Below are 15,358 nucleotides of genomic sequence, written 5' to 3'. Positions count from 1 at the left end.
GCAGGTATTTGACCCAGGCGACCGCGCGCCTGCGCCGATCGGCCGTGGATGGCACATAGATTCACAGCACTGAACTACTAGGAGGGCATGACAGTGACGGCGCGCTCATTCGCGCGAAGTCCATGGGTTGACCCCGTCTCGCAGCCGAGCCAGCTACGCCGGCCGATACCACGCGGCGAGGGCATTCCGGCGCTGAACGGGATCCGTGGCGTCGCCGTCGCCCTGGTACTCATCGGCCATAGCGGAATCCCCGGTGTCGCAGGCGGATTCATCGGTGTCGACGTCTTCTTCGTGCTGAGCGGCTTCCTGATCACGTCTTTGCTGCTCGAGGAGATCGGCCGAACCGGAAAGCTCGACCTCGGTTCGTTCTGGGTCCGTCGTGCCCGCCGCCTGCTGCCTGCCCTGCTGATCATGGTGCTGGCGGTCATCGCCGCGCGCATCCTGTTCCCGCCGGACGCCGTCAGCGGCCTGCGCGACGACGCGGTCGCCGCCTTCTTGTGGGTGGCGAACTGGGCGTTCGTGTCGCACGAAACCGATTACTTCAGTCAGGGCGCACCGCCGTCGCCGCTGCAACACACCTGGTCACTGGGTGTCGAAGAGCAGTACTACCTGATCTGGCCGGTGCTGATCGCCGCGATGGCGGTGCTGCTCGCTGTCATCGCCCGGCGGCGGCAGAAGACGCCGACCATCACCGCGGTCCGGTGGGCGGTGCTCGTCCTCGCCGTACTGGGGACCGCGGGCTCGGCGGCCGAGGCGATCCTGATGTCGTCGGACTCGTCGCTGAACCGGGTGTACTTCGGCACCGATACCCGCGCCCAGGCGTTGCTGATCGGCGCCGCCGCGGCCGCACTGCTGATCCGGGACTGGCCGGCGATGGTGGCGGGCTGGCCGTCGATCCGGTCGCGCTGGGTGCGCTGGCTGGCCGCCGGTCTGCCGGTGGCCGGGGTGGCCGTGCTGGCCGCGATCACCCACGTCGCGACCGGCAGCGCCGGAGAATTCCGCAACGGCCTGCTCATCGTCGTCGCCGTCGCCGCGGTGGTGGTGATCGCGGGCGTCGCGCTCGAGCAGAACGGGCCGGTGGCGTGGGTGCTGTCCACCCCGCCGCTGGTGGCGCTCGGCGTCATCTCCTACGGCGTCTACCTGTGGCACTGGCCGATCTTCCTGGTGCTCACCGGCGAGCGCACCGGCTGGACGGGTTACGCGCTGTTCGGGGTGCGTTGCGCGGTCACGCTGGCCGTGGCGGTGGGGTCGTGGTGGCTGATCGAGCGGCCGATCCGGCGCTGGCGGCCCGTGCACGTCCCGCAGCTGCGGTTGGCCGCCGCCACGATGGCCACCGCCGTCGCCGTCGCGGTGGCCGTCGTCCCGGTGGGAACCCGGATCGATCAATCGAGCCCCGACATCACCCAGGCCGCGCTGGTCGCCCCGGTGGAAACCGTCCGGGCCGGCGCACCGGTTCACACCGGTCCGCGCCAGCACACCGTGTCGGTGTTCGGCGACTCGATCGCCTGGACGGTGATGCGCTACCTGCCGCCCACCCCGGGCATCACGTTCCTGGACCGCACCACGATCGGCTGCGGACTGGTGCGCGGTGGGCCGTACCGCTATTCAGGGCAGAGCCTGGATCAGAAACCCGAGTGCGACGCCTGGCCCGAACGCTGGGCGCAGCGGATCGCCTACGACCGTCCCGATGTGGTGCTGATGATGATCGGGCGCTGGGAGGTGGTCGACCGCAAATGGAATGGCAACTGGGCGCACATCGGCCAGCCCGATTTCGACAAATACCTGGAGAGCGAGCTGCGCCACGCACTCGACATCCTGGCCTCCACCGGGGCGCTCGTGGTGGTGGCCACCGAGCCCTACAGCCGGCACGGTGAGCAGGCGAACGGCAACCTGTATCCCGAGGATCAGCCCAGCCGCGTCAACCAGTGGAATGCCTTGCTGCGCAGGGTCGTAGCCGATCGCAAGAACGTCACCGTGCTCGACCTGAACAAGAAGCTGGCGCCGAACGGCGGCTACACCAACAAGATCAACGGCGTGCAGGTGCGCATCGACGGCGTGCATCCGACGCCGAACGCGGTCAAGTGGATGACCCCGTGGCTGCTTGACGCAGTGCGTTAAGAGTGGCCTAGTCTTCCGCGGCCCATGCGCAGCAGCAGCATCGCGAGATCCTTGCCGTCCGGGCCCAGCTCGCTGTAGCGCTCGATGACCTTCATCTCGCGGCTGTGCACCAGGCGGGTGCCGCCGGAGGCCATCCGGGCCCGGCCGATTGCCTGGGACACCTCGGTGCGGCGCTTGACCGCGGCCAGGATCGCGGCGTCGAGTTGGTCGATCTCGCCGCGCAAGCTGTCGATGTCGTTGTCGGCTTCAGGAACCATTTCCAGAGTCATCGCTTCGTTCTCCTCGTTGTGTGGGTCTGGTCTTTATCGGTCCCGGGCCTCACACAAGAGACGAGCCCCGGATCCGGTTGCGGACCGCGGGGCTCTCGGGTTGAGCAGCTAGATACCCACGGGCACCGCGAACCGGTACCCGTAGAAAAATCGACGCTGCGGAGAAAGCACGGTTCGAGTGTGCCACTCCGAAGGCGTGCTTCGCAAAAAAACTGTCGCCATACAGCGGTAAGTTGGGTCGGACATGAGTGTGCACGTGACTGATTTCCAACCTCCGGCCGACGCGGCCGAACTCCTCGAGGGCCTCAACCCGCAGCAGCGCCAGGCCGTGCTGCACGAGGGGCCCCCGCTGCTGATCGTGGCCGGGGCCGGCTCGGGCAAGACGGCCGTCCTCACCCGGCGGATCGCCTACCTGCTGGCGGCCCGCGACGTCGGGCCGGGCCAGGTGCTGGCCATCACGTTCACCAACAAGGCCGCCGCCGAGATGCGCGAGCGAGTGGTCGCCCTGGTCGGACCCCGCGCCAGGAACATGTGGGTGTCGACGTTCCATTCCACCTGTGTGCGGATCCTGCGCAATCAGGCCTCGCTGTTGCCCGGCCTGAACTCGAACTTCTCGATTTACGATGCCGACGATTCCCGTCGCCTGCTGCTGATGATCGGCAAGGACATGGGCCTGGACACCAAGCGGTACTCGCCGCGGGTGCTGGCCAACGCCATCTCGAACCTCAAGAACGAGCTGATCGTGCCCGAGGACGCGGTGGCCGCGCTCGAGCCGGGCGCCGACGATCTGACCCGGACCGTCGCCAGCGTCTACGGCGAGTACCAGCGCCGGCTGCGGGCCGCCAACGCGCTCGACTTCGACGATCTCATCGGCGAGACCGTGGCGGTGCTGCAGGCCTTCCCGCAGATCGCCCAGTACTACCGCAGGCGGTTCCGGCACATCCTGGTCGACGAGTACCAGGACACCAACCACGCGCAGTACGTGCTGGTGCGCGAGCTCGTTGGATATGGGGCAGTTGCCGCCGATGAAGTGCCGCCCAGCGAGCTGTGCGTGGTGGGTGACGCCGACCAGTCGATCTACGCCTTCCGCGGTGCGACGATCCGCAACATCGAGGATTTCGAGCGTGACTTTCCCAACGCCACCACGATCCTGCTCGAGCAGAACTACCGCTCGACGCAGAACATCCTGAACGCGGCCAACTCCGTCATCTCCCGCAATGCCAACCGCCGCGAGAAGCGGCTGTGGACCGACGAAGGCGACGGCGAGCTGATCGTCGGCTATGTCGCCGACAACGAGCACGACGAGGCCAGGTTCGTCGCTGGGGAGATCGATGCGCTCGCCGATCGCGGGGGGTTCTCGTACAACGACGTCGCGGTGTTCTACCGCACCAACAACTCGTCGCGCTCGCTGGAAGAGGTGTTCATCCGCGCGGGTATTCCGTACAAGGTGGTCGGCGGCGTTCGGTTCTACGAGCGCAAGGAGATTCGCGACATCGTCGCCTACCTTCGGGTGTTGGACAACCCCGGCGACGCCGTCAGCCTGCGCCGGATCCTCAACACCCCGCGCCGGGGCATCGGCGATCGCGCCGAGGCGTGTGTGGCCGTGTACGCCGAAAACACCGGCGCCACCTTCGCCGACGCGCTGACCGCTGCGGCCGCAGGCAAGGTGCCGATGCTGAACACCCGCTCGGAGAAGGCGATCGCGAGTTTCGTCAACCTGCTCGACGAGCTGCGCGGCAAGCTCGACGACGAGCTCGGCGACCTGGTCGAAGCGGTGCTGGACCGCACCGGCTATCGCCGGGAGCTGGAGTCTTCCAGTGACCCACAGGACCTGGCTCGCCTGGACAACCTCAACGAATTGGTCAGCGTCGCACACGAATTCAGCATCGACCGGGCCAACGCCGCGGCACTGGCCGAGGATGCCGACGTCGACGAGGACGTGCCGCAGACCGGTCTGCTCGCGGAGTTCCTGGAGCGGGTGTCGCTGGTGGCCGATTCCGACGAGCTGCCCGAGCACGGCGCCGGCGTGGTCACGCTGATGACACTGCACACCGCCAAGGGCCTGGAATTCCCGGTGGTGTTCGTCACCGGCTGGGAGGACGGCATGTTCCCGCACATGCGCGCCCTGGGGGATCCGACCGAGCTTTCGGAGGAACGCCGACTCGCCTATGTGGGCATAACCCGTGCGCGCCAACGGCTTTACCTCACCCGCGCGAAGATCCGCTCATCGTGGGGTCAGCCGATGCTGAACCCGGAGTCGCGCTTCCTTCGCGAGATCCCCGAACACCTTCTCGATTGGCGCCGCACCGATACCGCGCCGTCGCCCAGCGCTCCAATTAGTGGGGCGGGTCGCTTCGGCACCCCGCGGCCCTCGCCCGCGCGGTCGGCGGGCGGCAGTAAGCGTCCGCTTCTGGTCCTGGAGCCCGGCGACCGGGTCAGCCACGACAAGTACGGTCTCGGCCGCGTCGAGGAAGTGTCCGGCATGGGGGAGTCGGCGATGTCGCTGATCGACTTCGGCAGTGCCGGACGGGTCAAGCTGATGCACAACCACGCGCCGCTGACGAAGCTCTGAGGCCGCCGTGGACCAGGCCTACGGCCCGGGCTCAGCCGGCTTCGGGACCCTCAGCGCCATCGTCCTTGTCCTGCTTCTGGTTTGGTCCGGGCTCGCGGTCTGGGTCGCAACACATCGCTCGACGCTGGCGTCGGCGTTGCGCCGGGTGGGCGGGACCGCCGTTGTCGGCAGGGCGCGGTCATGGGCGGCGGAACACCTCAGCGGTTCGCTGCGGGTGGTGGCCAGATGGCTCTCGGTGGACGCGGCTGCCGCCCTGGCCCTGGTGGCGGGCGCGGCGCTGGTGGCGGTGCTGGCCGCGGGCTTCGCCGAGCTGCTCGACAATGTGATCGAGGGCGAGGTCATCGACTACGTCGATCGGCCGGTCAGCGAGTGGGTCGCCGCCCAACGTGATCTGTGGCTCACCGAGACGATGAAAGTCGTTACCCACCTTGGCGATGCGGCTTCGCTGGCGGTCGCCGTCGTGCTTCTCAGCGCCTGGGCCGGATGGTGGGCACGTTCGTGGCAGCCTGCGGTGCTCGCAGTATCCGGGCTGCTCGGCGTCGCGGTGGTGATGCTGGCGGCCAAACTGGCAGTCGGCCGTAGTCGTCCGCCGTCGCTGATCGCGGTGATCGTCGAAGACGGCTTCTCGTTTCCGTCCGGTCATTCCACCGGCTCCTTCGCGCTCGCGGTACTCGGCGCCTGGATGGTCGGCCGCTGGGTGCTGCACAACTGGGCGGCTCGGGTGGCCGTGTGGGCGATCGCTCTGGCACTGGCCGCTCTGGTGGGATTGTCTCGAATCTATCTGGGCGTGCACTACCTCAGCGACGTGCTGGCCGGGGCATTCCTCGGTGCGGCGTGGGCGGGTGCCGTCATGCTCGTCGGGGCGTGGTGGGAGGCCAGCAGGCGCTCACCGCAGCCGGCACCATCGCCGGGTTGACGGGTGCAGAGCCAGGATCAGGCCGGTGACCGGCAGCAGCGGAATCAGATAGACCACCAACGGGATTCGAGCTCCGGCGACGAACACACTGCCGAACGTCAGTAAGGCGATGACCGATCCGAATGCGATCAGGTAGCGGCCTGCCGAGCGTCGCAGCAGCAGCGCGATCACCCCGGCGATGGAACTGACCGCGAACAGCAGGGTCAGGAACCCGACGGCAATGCAGAACAGCCGATCGGTGCTCCACCACCCGGTGATCAGGTCGGTGGCCACTACCGACGTGGCCCATCCACTGACGATGCTGACGGCGCTGGCCGCGATCGCGGTCCGTCCGGTCGACACATCTACCAGCGCGGGCCGGGTGGCCGGCACCGCGACCGGGGCGGCCCGGCGGATCAACCCGGTCGGGGCCTCGTCGGCCGGTGGCCGTGGAATCTGTGTGGTACGCGAATCAGGTTCGGGCCCAGCAGGAATGGGCGCCGCCGGAATGGGCCCCGTCGGCGCGCGGCGGATGATGCCGGTGCGGGGCTCTTCGGGCTGGGGGATCGGTCCGGACGGTTGGCGCCGGATGATGCGGGTGTGCGGTTCGTCCGGCTCAGACACTGCGTCAGCCGACGTAGGGGCCGACGGACAGCCCCCGCTGTGCCAGCCACGGCGCCGGGTCAATCCGGTTGGTGCCGTTCAGCAGAACCTCGAAGTGCAGGTGCGGCCCGGTCGAGTTGCCGCGGTTGCCGACGGTGGCGATCTGGTCGCCGGCGAAGACCCGCTGGCCGATCTGAACCGTCCAGGTGTTGACGTGGCCGTACAAGGTCACCGTGCCGTCGGAGTGGCGGATCTTGACCCACGCGCCGTAGCCGGCGGTCGGTCCGGCGTCGACGACGACACCGTCGGACGCGGCGACAATCGGCGTCCCGATCGGAGCCGCCAGATCGACGCCACCGTGCAGCGCGCCCCAGCGGTAGCCGAAGCCCGACGTGTAGACACCTTTGGTGGGCATGACGAACAGCGGCCGCTGCAGGCGGGCCTCACGCTCGGCGCGCTCCTGGGCGAAAGCCTGGCCGTTGGCCAGTTCCTCGCCGTGTACCGAGGCGTCGGCGACCGGCTTCACCGCGATCAGCTGCACCCCGCGCGGACTGGTCACGGTGCCGTCCATCGGCGTCTTGTCGGCGGCCAGAACGGTCTGGGTGGTGGTTTCGGTGGGCGGCCGCACCGCGGTGTAAGCGGCGGCCGCGGCGGCGCCGGCTGCCATGGCCGCGATCATCACGCGGCCCTTGGCGGCACTCGTCGGCTGCCTGCGGTGCTGCGGCGTGCGCGGCAGGATGTCGGTGTTCTCGCTGTTGGTGTAGCGCGGCACCTCGGCCCGGCGGTGGTCGGGGGCCGCGAACTCGGCGGGCACGGCCAGCCGAAGCGGCTGCGGGTCGTCGGCGTCGTGCAGGTCGTCCAGTTCCGGGCAGCGCGTCACCTGCAGACTCTCGAAGGCGGTGCTCTCGCGGAAATCGATCTCGGCGAGGTCGCCGAACTCGTTGAACGGGATGATGTCCGTGACGTCCAGCCGCTCAGGGTCCTGGGCCCGGATGGAAGCCGCTTGGCGATCGAAAGGCCTGGTCTCTGCCTGCGGGGCCGAGGCATCACCGACGGAAGTCGGGGTCGGCCGGTGCTGCGTCAAAACTCGAAGTCCCTTTAGTCGTGACCAAAGCGTTATCTCAGACCCCGACGACGTTAACGAATGTCTAATGAAGGTGGCAACCCAAGCGGATATTCCACAGGGGATTGTGAGTTGAATCACTTCGACCCCGCGGTGAGATGGACCACATGAGTGGTGGGCGAGGACGGAGTCCCGTGGCCGTCTAGATACAGTTCCCCCCGGAGCGACTTCCTCAATCAACGTCATCAAAATGCAGTCAGCGCCGACCAGACAGTGAGCCCATGGATCTTTTCGAATATCAGGCGAAGGAACTGTTCGCCAAGCACAACGTTCCCACCACCCCCGGTCGGGTCACCGACACCCCGGAGGACGCCAAAGCCATCGCCGAGGAAATCGGTAAACCAGTGATGGTGAAGGCACAGGTCAAGGTCGGTGGCCGCGGTAAGGCCGGTGGCGTGAAGTTCGCCGCCACCCCCGACGACGCGTACACCCACGCCAAGAACATCCTCGGCCTGGACATCAAAGGCCACATCGTGAAGAAGTTGCTGGTCGCCGAGGCCAGCGACATCGCGGAGGAGTACTACATCTCCTTCCTGCTCGATCGTTCCAACCGCACCTACCTGGCCATGTGCTCGGTCGAGGGCGGCATGGAGATCGAAGAGGTCGCCGCCACCAAGCCCGAGCGGCTGGCCAAGGTGCCCGTCGACGCCGTCAAGGGTGTCGACCTGGCCTTCGCGCGTGAGATCGCCGAGAAGGGCCACCTGCCGGCCGAGGTGCTCGACGCCGCCGCGGTGACCATCCAGAAGCTGTGGGAGGTCTTCGTCGGCGAGGACGCCACCCTGGTCGAGGTCAACCCGCTGGTCCGCACGCCCGACGATCAGATCCTGGCGCTGGACGGCAAGGTCACCCTGGACGCGAACGCCGACTTCCGCCAGCCCGGCCACGCCGAGTTCGAGGACAAGGACGCCACCGATCCGCTCGAGCTCAAGGCGAAGGAGAACGACCTCAACTACGTCAAGCTCGACGGCGAGGTCGGCATCATCGGCAACGGTGCGGGTCTGGTCATGTCGACCCTGGACGTCGTCGCGTATGCCGGTGAGAAGCATGGCGGCGTGAAGCCCGCCAACTTCCTCGACATCGGCGGCGGTGCCTCGGCCGAGGTGATGGCCAACGGTCTGGACGTCATCCTGGGCGACAGCCAGGTCAAGAGCGTGTTCGTCAACGTGTTCGGTGGCATCACCGCGTGCGACGCGGTCGCCAACGGCATCGTCAAGGCGCTGCAGATCCTGGGCGACGAGGCCAACAAGCCGCTCGTCGTTCGCCTTGACGGCAACAACGTCGAAGAGGGCCGCCGCATTCTGGCCGAGGCCAATCACCCGCTGGTGATCCAGGCCGAGACCATGGACTCCGGCGCTGACAAAGCCGCCGAGCTGGCCAACAAGTAAGGGACTAGAACCAATGTCGATCTTTCTGAACAAGGACAACAAGGTCATCGTCCAGGGCATCACCGGCGGCGAGGGCACCAAGCACACTGCGCTGATGCTCAAGGCCGGCACCCAGGTGGTCGGCGGCGTGAACGCGCGCAAGGCGGGCACGACGGTGTCTCATAAGGACAAGGACGGTAACGACATCGAGCTGCCGGTGTTCGGCAGCGTGGCCGAGGCCATGAAGGCGACCGGCGCCGACGTGTCGATCGCCTTTGTGCCGCCGGCGTTCTCGAAGGACGCCATCATCGAGGCCATCGACGCCGAGATCCCGCTGCTGGTCGTCATCACCGAGGGAATCCCGGTGCAGGACAGCGCATATGCGTGGGCCTACAACGTCGAGAAGGGCGAGAAGACCCGCATCATCGGGCCCAACTGCCCCGGCATCATCACCCCCGGCGAGTCGCTGGTCGGCATCACGCCGAACAACATCACCGGCAAGGGCCCGATCGGCCTGGTGTCGAAGTCCGGCACGCTGACTTATCAGATGATGTACGAGCTGCGCGATCTCGGCTTCTCGACCGCCATCGGCATCGGCGGCGACCCGGTCATCGGCACCACCCACATCGACGCCATCGAGGCGTTCGAGAAGGACCCCGAGACCAAGATCATCGTGATGATCGGCGAGATCGGCGGCGACGCCGAGGAGAAGGCGGGCGCCTACATCAAGGCCAACGTCTCCAAGCCGGTCGTCGGCTATGTCGCCGGTTTCACCGCGCCCGAGGGTAAGACCATGGGTCACGCCGGTGCGATCGTCTCCGACGGTGCCGGCACCGCGCAGGGCAAGAAGGAGGCCCTCGAGGCCGCCGGTGTCAAGGTCGGCAAGACGCCGTCGGAGACCGCCGCCCTGGCCCGGGAGATTCTGAGCGGGCTGTAGTTCGCCATCGAGTTCGCCGTCAGGGCTGTGATTCCAGTGGAATCGCAGCCCTGACGCCGTTTTCGCGGCAGTAGCCAGGCCCCTGGTTGGCCAAACAGTAACGTGTTCTATTAGCCTGTCGAACTATGGTGGATCCGCGTACCCCCGTCATCGTCGGCGTCGGACAGTTCACCGAACGCATCGACGATCCGGACTACCGCGGCATGTCGGCGGTCGAATTGGCCACCGAAGCGGTTCGCGCCGCGCTGGCTGACACCGGTGCCGACGTCGCGGCCGTCGCCAAGGCCATCGGAGTGTTCGCCGGCCTTCGGCAATTCGAGATCTGCACGCCGTTCGCAACCGCGCCGCTGGGCTCCTCCGACAACTACATCCGGTCGGTGGCGCAGCGCGTCGGTGCCGACCCCGAGCGTGCGGTGCTCGAGTCGATCGGCGGCAACGGCCCGCAGAAGCTGGTTACCGAGTTCGCCGGGGCCATCGCGGCCGGCGAGATCGAAGTGGCGTTGATCCTCGGCTCGGAGAACGGCTCGACGCTGAAGACCTTCGCGGGCCGCGACGATGGACCCGACCACAGTGAGACCGTCGGTGGCCAGCTCGATGACCGCGGATACGGCTTCGAGCAGTACATGAGCGAGTACACCGCCAAGCACGGCCTCACCGGCGCGCCGGTGCAGTACGGCTTGCTGGACAACGCCCGGCGCGGCCGGCTGGGCTTGAGCGTCGACGAGTACCGGCTGAAGATGGCTGAACTGTTCGCGCCGTTCTCGAAAGTGGCTGCCAAGAACCCGTTCTCGTCGTCACCGGTCGAGCGCTCGGTCGAGGAGTTGGCGACCGTCACCGCGGAGAATCGGATGATCTGCGACCCTTACCCCCGGCTGATGGTGGCTCGCGACACCGTCAACCAGGGCGCCGCCGTTCTGGTGATGTCGGTCGGTGCAGCCCGCAAACTCGGTGTGCCCGAGGAGAAATGGGTGTACCTGCACGGGCATGCGGATCAGCGGGAGCAGGACCTGCTGGACCGTGAAGACGTCAGCGTCAGCTTCTCGGCGAAACAATCGGTGGCAGAGGCCCTTCGGGTGGCGGGCATCACGATCGACGACGTGGCCACCTTCGATCTCTACAGCTGCTTTCCGTTCCCGGTTTTCGCCGTGTGTGACGACTCCGGGCTGAGCGCCGACGATCCGCGTGGGCTCACGCTCACCGGTGGCCTGCCGTACTTCGGCGGACCCGGCAACAGCTATTCGCTGCACGGGATCGCCGAGACCGTCGCCGCGATGCGGGACAAGCCGGGAGCTTTCGGTCTGGTCGGCGCCAACGGCGGTGTGATGAGCAAGTATTCGGTCGGCGTGTACTCCACCACCCCGGTCGACTGGGCACCCGACCGTAGCAAGGAGCTGCAGGCCGAGATCGCGGACCTGCCGAAGGTGGCGGTGACCCGTAATGCCAACGGCGCCGGCGTGATCGAGACCTACTCGGTGCGCTACGACTGGCCCGAGCGGACCGGCGTCATCATCGGTCGTCTCGATGCCGACGACAGCCGCTTCATGGCGATCAGTACCGATCCCGCCCTTGTGGCGTTGATGAGCGACGGTGATCCCCTCGGTGCCAAGATCATCGTCACCGCAGGCGATGACGAGATCAACCGCGCGGTGCTCGCCTGAGAACCATTACCCCGCTTGATGTGTCGTACAGAAGAGCGCTAGCGCCCTGTTGTGTGCGCTAACTCCCGCCGGACCGATGAAGGCGGTCAGCCGCTCCGACAATTCGGTGCGCTGCGCGGTCTGCAGGATCAGATGGTTGGAATTCGTCGACACCATGTGCACCCAGTCATCGGTCGAATAGTGCAGCTGCTCTTCGAATTCGGCACGTTCGATCCTGAACCCGTGTGACTCGATCTCGCCGATCACCGCAGCCTCCCCGTCGGGATCGTTCGGTGACGACGGCGCCGCCGTCGGGTAGTCGGCGTAGATCGCCGCGAGGTCGGCGTGACTCGGTGTGGCCGGGGCGACCCGATTCCACATCAACACCAGGGAGCCGCCCTCGGTCAGCAAACCAGCGATCTTCGCCAAGGCAGGGCCTGGCTGCACCCAGTGAAACGACTGGCCGAACACTACGGTGTCGTACCGGCGTCCGGCAGGATCCCATTCCTCGAAAAGACCGCGCTCTACTGTAATTCCCTTGGCTGCACACACATCGGCCATCCGGTCGTCGGGTTCGATCGCCAGCACCCGGGCCCCGGCCCCGGCCAACTGCATCGACGAGATCCCAGTACCCGCGCCGACGTCGAGAACCCGGACGCCTGGGCGAGGCACGATCCTGGTGATGAGCGCTTGTGGGTACCGCGGTCGATAGCGGTCGTAATCGAGTGCGACCGCGCCGAACGCCTGGGCGCGGCGCCGGTCGGTGTGTACGGGTGTCGGATCGGGCATGTCTTCAGCATGCCCGCCGTGCCTTAGAGGTTCATGTCGGCGAGCTTGCCCGCCAAGCGCTCCACATAGGCGGCGACCTCGTCTTCGGGCTTGTCCGGCAGCCCGAACAGCACTTCGGTGACGCCAATGTCGCGCCAGTGCGCCAACTTCTCGGGCACCGGCTTGAAGTCGAGCGCCACGATCTGCGGGGCGCCGTCGCGACCAGCGGCCGCCCAGGTATCGTGCAGCAGCTTCACCGGCTCGTCGATGTCGAAGTCACGCGGCGTGGTGATCCAGCCGTCGGCACTGCGGGCGATCCACTTGAAGTTCTTCTCGGTGCCGGCCGCGCCGACGAGCACCGGGATGTGGGACTGGATAGGCTTGGGCCAGGCCCAGCTCGGTCCGAATTTGACGAATTCGCCGTCGTATTCGGCTTCCTCTTGTGTCCACAGTGCGCGCATCGCTTCCAGATATTCGCGCAAACAGGTGCGGCGCCGCCCGGCAGGCACACCGTGGTCGGCCAGCTCATCGGTGTTCCAGCCGAAACCGACGCCGAGGCTGACCCGGCCACCGGACAGATGATCAAGTGTGGCAATCGATTTCGCCAGCGTGATGGGATCGTGCTCGACGGGCAGCGCCACCGCGGTGGACAACCGCACCCGCGACGTGACTGCCGCCGCGGTGCCCAGCGACACCCACGGATCCAGGGTGCGCATGTAGCGGTCGTCGGGCAGTGACTCGTCACCGGTGGTGGGGTGGGCGGCCTCGCGTTTGACCGGGATGTGCGTGTGCTCGGGCACGTAAAAGGTCGTGAAGCCATGGTCATCGGCGAGCTTGGCCGCCGCCGCCGGTGCGATACCGCGGTCACTGGTGAACAGAACGAGCCCGTAATCCATGGGCTGCATTAGAACGGGTCACCCAACCCCGGGCAAGGCGCGGTCCCGGTGGACGACACCTGCGCTCTCGGCGAGTTAAAGGGGTGACCGCGGCGGTGGCCGTCACCACCATGGCAGAACATGACGACCGAACGCATCGCCGACCATGTGAAATTCGCCTACTGGGTTCCCAACGTCAGTGGCGGTCTTGTCACGAGCACGATCGAACAGCGCACCGACTGGAACTACGACTACAACGTGAAGCTCGCGCAGACCGCCGAGAACAACGGTTTCGAGTACGCGCTGTCCCAGGTCCGCTACGAGGCCAGTTATGGCGCCGAATTCCAGCACGAGTCCACCAGCTTCTCGCTGGCGCTGCTGCTGGCCACCCAGCGCCTCAAACTCATCGCCGCCGTCCACCCGGGTTTGTGGCAGCCCGGCGTCCTGGCCAAGCTGGGCGCCACCGCCGATCAGCTCTCGGGTGGCCGCTTTGCCGTCAACGTCGTCTCCGGCTGGTTCAAGGACGAGTTCACCCACCTGGGCGAGCCGTGGCTCGAACACGACGAGCGTTACCGGCGGACCGCCGAATTCCTGCAGGTGCTGCGCAAGATCTGGACCGAGGACGACGTGGACTTCCGCGGCGACTTCTATCGCATCCACGACTTCACCCTCAAGCCCAAGCCGCTGAACACCGCCGAGCGGCCCAACCCCGAGATCTTCCAGGGCGGTAACTCCACCGCGGCCCGGCGCAACGGCGGCTACTACGCCGACTGGTACTTCTCCAATGGCAAGGATTTCGGCGGCGTCACCGAACAACTCGTCGAGGTTCGCGACCACGCCCGCGATGCGGGCCGGGAAGTCAATTTCGGGCTGAACGGCTTCATCATCGCCAGGGACACCGAAAAGGAGGCGAGGGAAGTCCTTCGAGAGATCATCGCCAAGGCCAACCGGCCGGCGGTCGAGGGTTTCCACTCCGCGGTGCAGCAGGCCGGCAATTCCACGAGCGACAAGCGCGGGATGTGGGCCGACTCGACGTTCGAGGATCTGGTCCAGTACAACGACGGATTCCGGACGCAGCTGATCGGAACTCCTGAGCAGATCGCCGAACGCATCTCCACATATCGCAAACGCGGGGTGGACCTCATTCTCGGCGGCTTCCTGCACTTTCAGGAAGAGATCGAGTACTTCGGTGCCCGCGTGCTGCCGTTGGTGCGCGAAATCGAAGCAGCCGAGCGCGATTCGATCGGGGCGCCGCTTCAGGCAACGGCCTGACCTGTGCAGGCCGATTGCCAACTGGCTGTGTGACACGCCGATGGTCGTGGCCGCCACGGCGGTGTGCGCTAGCGTGGTGTGCGAGCCGGACCTGCGGGTCCGTTCGAGAGCCACCACCGACGCTGCGCCGCGGGGAAGCGCCGGCGTGACGAGGCTGAAGGAGAGGCCATGACCTACCCGCCCACCAACCCGGGCTACCCACCGACTCAGCCACCAGGGTCCTACGGCGCTCCCGCGCCGTCGTTCGCCCCCGCCGAGCCCGGGCCGAGCAAGCTGCCGCTCTACCTCAACGTTGTTGTCATCGTGCTGGGCTTGGCGGCCTACCTGGCCAGCTTCGGCCCGATCCTCACGATCAAGGCCGAGCTCGGCCCCTTCGGCGGTGCCGAGCTCAGCGGTGGTGGCGGCGGCTACCCGGTCGTCGCCACGCTCGTCGCCGCGCTGTTGGCGGCGGCGGCGCTGCTGCCCAAGGCCAGGGACTACGGCGGCGTCATCGCGACCGCTTCCGGGGTCGCGCTGCTGACGGCGATCGCCACGATGGTCGGTAAGCCGACCGGGTTCACCGTCGGCTGGGGACTGTGGGTCATGGTCGCCCTGACCCTGCTGCAGACCGTCGCCGCGGTGACGGCGCTGCTGCTGGAAGCCGGAATCATCACCGCTCCGGCGCCTCGGCCCCGCTACGACCAGTTCGGTCAGTACGGCCCGCCGCCCGGCGGCTACTACGGCCAGCCCGGCCCGCAGGGAATCCCGCCCCGGCCCGGTTACCCCACGCAGTACGGCGGTGGCTACGCGTCCGGTCCGACGAGCGGAGGCTTCAGCGGCCTCGGCGCGCCGAGCGGCCCGCCCACCTGCCTCTGATACACCTCTGCAGCGTCCGACGACACCCCTATCCGAACTTCCGCTGGCTGCTCACATGCTACGCAAATCA

13 protein-coding genes are annotated in these 15,358 nt (G+C 67.1%); 8 read left to right on the top strand and 5 right to left on the bottom strand.

What is annotated here, in order from left to right; all coding sequences use genetic code 11:
- The first annotated feature begins 93 nt into the window (after positions 1 to 93).
- The gene (locus tag HPC46_RS27875; protein WP_325096798.1) at positions 94 to 2,118 is read left to right on the top strand and encodes an SGNH/GDSL hydrolase family protein; all 2,025 of its coding nucleotides are present in this window, start codon (positions 94 to 96) and stop codon (positions 2,116 to 2,118) included.
- On the opposite strand, the gene HPC46_RS27870 is transcribed toward HPC46_RS27875, so the two are convergent.
- Positions 2,115 to 2,387, bottom strand: a complete 273-nt coding sequence (locus HPC46_RS27870; RefSeq protein ID WP_005139716.1) for a chorismate mutase — start codon at positions 2,385 to 2,387, stop codon at positions 2,115 to 2,117. The two genes, HPC46_RS27875 and HPC46_RS27870, sit on opposite strands and share 4 nt — an antisense overlap.
- A gap of 244 nt (positions 2,388 to 2,631) precedes the next feature.
- On the opposite strand from HPC46_RS27870, the gene pcrA reads away from it, so the two are divergent.
- Entirely contained in the window at positions 2,632 to 4,959 is a 2,328-nt protein-coding gene (pcrA, locus tag HPC46_RS27865) for a DNA helicase PcrA (RefSeq protein WP_179475412.1), read from the top strand.
- A 7-nt stretch (positions 4,960 to 4,966) separates the two neighbouring features.
- Positions 4,967 to 5,875, top strand: a complete 909-nt coding sequence (locus tag HPC46_RS35820) for a phosphatase PAP2 family protein (RefSeq protein WP_179475411.1) — start codon at positions 4,967 to 4,969, stop codon at positions 5,873 to 5,875.
- On the opposite strand, the gene HPC46_RS27855 is transcribed toward HPC46_RS35820, so the two are convergent.
- Together HPC46_RS27855 and HPC46_RS27850 are read right to left on the bottom strand one after the other, a co-directional pair.
- Complete coding sequence (locus tag HPC46_RS27855; protein WP_179475410.1) at positions 5,846 to 6,478, bottom strand: hypothetical protein; 633 nt, start codon at positions 6,476 to 6,478, stop codon at positions 5,846 to 5,848. The genes HPC46_RS35820 and HPC46_RS27855 overlap by 30 nt on opposite strands.
- 4 nt (positions 6,479 to 6,482) lie before the next feature.
- Positions 6,483 to 7,541 (bottom strand): M23 family metallopeptidase, encoded by a 1,059-nt coding sequence (locus HPC46_RS27850; protein WP_179475409.1) that lies wholly within the window; start codon positions 7,539 to 7,541, stop codon positions 6,483 to 6,485.
- Between the two features lie 260 nt (positions 7,542 to 7,801).
- On the opposite strand from HPC46_RS27850, the gene sucC reads away from it, so the two are divergent.
- The 3 genes from sucC (at position 7,802) to HPC46_RS27835 (ending at position 11,539) form a co-directional block, all read left to right on the top strand.
- Positions 7,802 to 8,965: an ADP-forming succinate--CoA ligase subunit beta gene (sucC, locus tag HPC46_RS27845; RefSeq protein WP_005139724.1), complete on the top strand. Its 1,164-nt coding sequence runs from the start codon at positions 7,802 to 7,804 to the stop codon at positions 8,963 to 8,965.
- A 13-nt stretch (positions 8,966 to 8,978) separates the two neighbouring features.
- On the top strand, positions 8,979 to 9,881 hold the full coding sequence (sucD, locus tag HPC46_RS27840; RefSeq protein ID WP_179475408.1) for a succinate--CoA ligase subunit alpha: 903 nt from the start codon (positions 8,979 to 8,981) through the stop codon (positions 9,879 to 9,881).
- 125 nt (positions 9,882 to 10,006) lie between these two features.
- Positions 10,007 to 11,539, top strand: coding sequence for an acetyl-CoA acetyltransferase (locus HPC46_RS27835; RefSeq protein WP_179475407.1), 1,533 nt, complete (start codon positions 10,007 to 10,009; stop codon positions 11,537 to 11,539).
- 6 nt (positions 11,540 to 11,545) lie between these two features.
- On the opposite strand, the gene HPC46_RS27830 is transcribed toward HPC46_RS27835, so the two are convergent.
- Positions 11,546 to 12,307, bottom strand: coding sequence for a class I SAM-dependent methyltransferase (locus HPC46_RS27830; protein ID WP_179475406.1), 762 nt, complete (start codon positions 12,305 to 12,307; stop codon positions 11,546 to 11,548).
- A 23-nt stretch (positions 12,308 to 12,330) separates the two neighbouring features.
- On the bottom strand, positions 12,331 to 13,182 hold the full coding sequence (locus HPC46_RS27825) for an LLM class F420-dependent oxidoreductase (protein WP_179475405.1): 852 nt from the start codon (positions 13,180 to 13,182) through the stop codon (positions 12,331 to 12,333).
- Between the two features lie 120 nt (positions 13,183 to 13,302).
- Between HPC46_RS27825 and sfnG the strand changes: the two genes are divergently transcribed.
- Both sfnG and HPC46_RS27815 read left to right on the top strand, forming a co-directional pair.
- The gene (sfnG, locus tag HPC46_RS27820; protein WP_179475404.1) at positions 13,303 to 14,433 is read left to right on the top strand and encodes a dimethylsulfone monooxygenase SfnG; all 1,131 of its coding nucleotides are present in this window, start codon (positions 13,303 to 13,305) and stop codon (positions 14,431 to 14,433) included.
- A gap of 168 nt (positions 14,434 to 14,601) precedes the next feature.
- Positions 14,602 to 15,288, top strand: coding sequence for a DUF5336 domain-containing protein (locus HPC46_RS27815; protein ID WP_233716780.1), 687 nt, complete (start codon positions 14,602 to 14,604; stop codon positions 15,286 to 15,288).
- Positions 15,289 to 15,358 lie beyond the last annotated feature (70 nt).

Origin of the sequence: Mycolicibacterium vinylchloridicum (assembly GCF_013404075.1) — a bacterium.
Taxonomy (GTDB): Bacteria; Actinomycetota; Actinomycetes; order Mycobacteriales; family Mycobacteriaceae; genus Mycobacterium; species Mycobacterium vinylchloridicum.
This window is presented reverse-complemented; position numbering and strand designations above follow the sequence as displayed.

Coding starts and splice junctions, on each gene's coding strand:
- HPC46_RS27870 (WP_005139716.1), bottom strand. CDS start 2,387: ATGACTCTGGAAATGGTTCCTGAAGCCGACAACGACATCGACAGCTTG.
- pcrA (WP_179475412.1), top strand. CDS start 2,632: ATGAGTGTGCACGTGACTGATTTCCAACCTCCGGCCGACGCGGCCGAA.
- sucC (WP_005139724.1), top strand. CDS start 7,802: ATGGATCTTTTCGAATATCAGGCGAAGGAACTGTTCGCCAAGCACAAC.
- sucD (WP_179475408.1), top strand. CDS start 8,979: ATGTCGATCTTTCTGAACAAGGACAACAAGGTCATCGTCCAGGGCATC.
- HPC46_RS27835 (WP_179475407.1), top strand. CDS start 10,007: ATGGTGGATCCGCGTACCCCCGTCATCGTCGGCGTCGGACAGTTCACC.
- HPC46_RS27830 (WP_179475406.1), bottom strand. CDS start 12,307: ATGCCCGATCCGACACCCGTACACACCGACCGGCGCCGCGCCCAGGCG.
- HPC46_RS27825 (WP_179475405.1), bottom strand. CDS start 13,182: ATGGATTACGGGCTCGTTCTGTTCACCAGTGACCGCGGTATCGCACCG.
- sfnG (WP_179475404.1), top strand. CDS start 13,303: ATGACGACCGAACGCATCGCCGACCATGTGAAATTCGCCTACTGGGTT.
- HPC46_RS27815 (WP_233716780.1), top strand. CDS start 14,602: ATGACCTACCCGCCCACCAACCCGGGCTACCCACCGACTCAGCCACCA.